This window comes from Okeania sp. SIO2C9, from assembly GCF_010672455.1.
GTDB lineage: Bacteria > Cyanobacteriota > Cyanobacteriia > Cyanobacteriales > Microcoleaceae > Okeania.
The window spans coordinates 1-1,379 of the sequence record NZ_JAAHGO010000232.1 but is presented as its reverse complement, the minus strand read 5'-3'; the positions used below and the strand labels follow the sequence as shown (position 1 = coordinate 1,379).

General features: G+C 40.4%; 3 protein-coding genes. 1 reads left to right on the top strand and 2 read right to left on the bottom strand.

Going from position 1 to position 1,379, the window contains the following annotated elements; all coding sequences use genetic code 11:
• A partial coding sequence (locus tag F6K23_RS40570) for a hypothetical protein (RefSeq protein ID WP_293166879.1) occupies window positions 1–292 on the top strand: 292 nt, incomplete at its 5' end.
• On the opposite strand, the gene F6K23_RS40565 is transcribed toward F6K23_RS40570, so the two are convergent.
• The gene (locus tag F6K23_RS40565) at window positions 277–828 is read right to left on the bottom strand and encodes a transposase (RefSeq protein ID WP_293166877.1); all 552 of its coding nucleotides are present in this window, start codon (window positions 826–828) and stop codon (window positions 277–279) included. The two genes, F6K23_RS40570 and F6K23_RS40565, sit on opposite strands and share 16 nt — an antisense overlap.
• A gap of 34 nt (window positions 829–862) precedes the next feature.
• The gene (locus F6K23_RS40560) at window positions 863–1,222 is read right to left on the bottom strand and encodes a hypothetical protein (RefSeq protein WP_293166875.1); all 360 of its coding nucleotides are present in this window, start codon (window positions 1,220–1,222) and stop codon (window positions 863–865) included.
• Between the last annotated feature and the right edge of the window lie 157 nt (window positions 1,223–1,379).

Genomic DNA, 1,379 nt, shown 5'->3' with positions numbered 1-1,379 from the left:
TCAGCAGGCTTTGGCTCATAATAAAAGACTTCTTCCTGTCGCCGAGCTTGGTTTTAGTAATTTTCAGCAATTAGGTTTGGCGATTAGAGAGTTAAATTGTGTGTTTCTCGATGTCGATAAGCCGACGGCTGGCTTGCAGAGGCTGGTAGAAGCAATCGAGTTCCCTTGGGGTAAAACTCTTGGCGATAGACTTGATGCCTATTTGGATTTCGGTGATTATCGTTTACCGCTGCTGAGGAATCGCTATTATTTGGGCAGATACAGCGGTTCCCGCTGTTACGAGGTACAATAACAGCAATTGGCAAACCAATTTCTTAAATGTTTAGGATTCATTAAGTCAAGGGCAACTGCAATAATTTTGTCAATCATGGAGGTGGTAGTTGGAGCAAAACTCCGCAAAAAAGATTTCAGTTGTGACCACCAAAGTTCAATGGGATTAAAATCTGGAGAATATGGGGATAGATAAATAACACTTGCACCTACTGCTTCAATTTTGGGCACAACTAATGTTAGTTTATGAGCTGGTAAATTATCCATTACTACTACGGCTCCTGGCCATAATTGAGGACATAAAAATTGCTCAATAAATACAACAAATGCTGCCCCATCCAGAGAATCATTCATGGTCATTACTGCTAGCACTTTCTCCCGACTAATTGCACCAATAGCCGTAACTTTTGCCCCTCGGTAAAATGGTTTTAGTTGAGATACTCTTGTTCCTGGTTGCGAACGAGCATGAGTTCTGGACGCACCTAATATAATCCCTGTTTCATCCAAAAATACTAGGTTTTCTGGCTTGATGTCTTGGATTTTTTCCCAATACTCCAATCTGAGTTTTTGAACTCGTTCTGTTGCGGCTTGGCTACTGTACCAGTTTTTTTTTACGGGGGAGCTCTAAGATTTGTAAATAGCGACACATCGCTGTTTTACTCACCCAATTTCCCGTTTTTTGTAAAAACAACTCGCATAATTCTACTAAGGTGGCATCCGGATAATCTGCCACTAGTGCTCTGACTTCTACTTCGGCATTAGTCAAATGACTAAATTGTGGCTTTCCTCTCTTTTTTGGCTGTAAATTTCCCTCAGTTTTTTGTTGCTTCACCAATTTTTGAACAAGACTTTTACTAACGGAAAATCTGGCGGCAACTGTTCTGATTGACAGCTTTTGTGCTAAATGTGCTGTCACGATTTTTTCTCGCAGATCGACTGAATATGCTTTCATTCGTTATATCTCCCTTATCCAAAACTCAAATTAACTGTACCGCATAACAGCGGGAACCGCTGTAAGTTCAAGATACACACGTTCTCCAGGATTAAATAGCTAAATACTGAGATCAAGTGCATTATTCATGCGTGATAACTCACTAATTTCTCCAAAA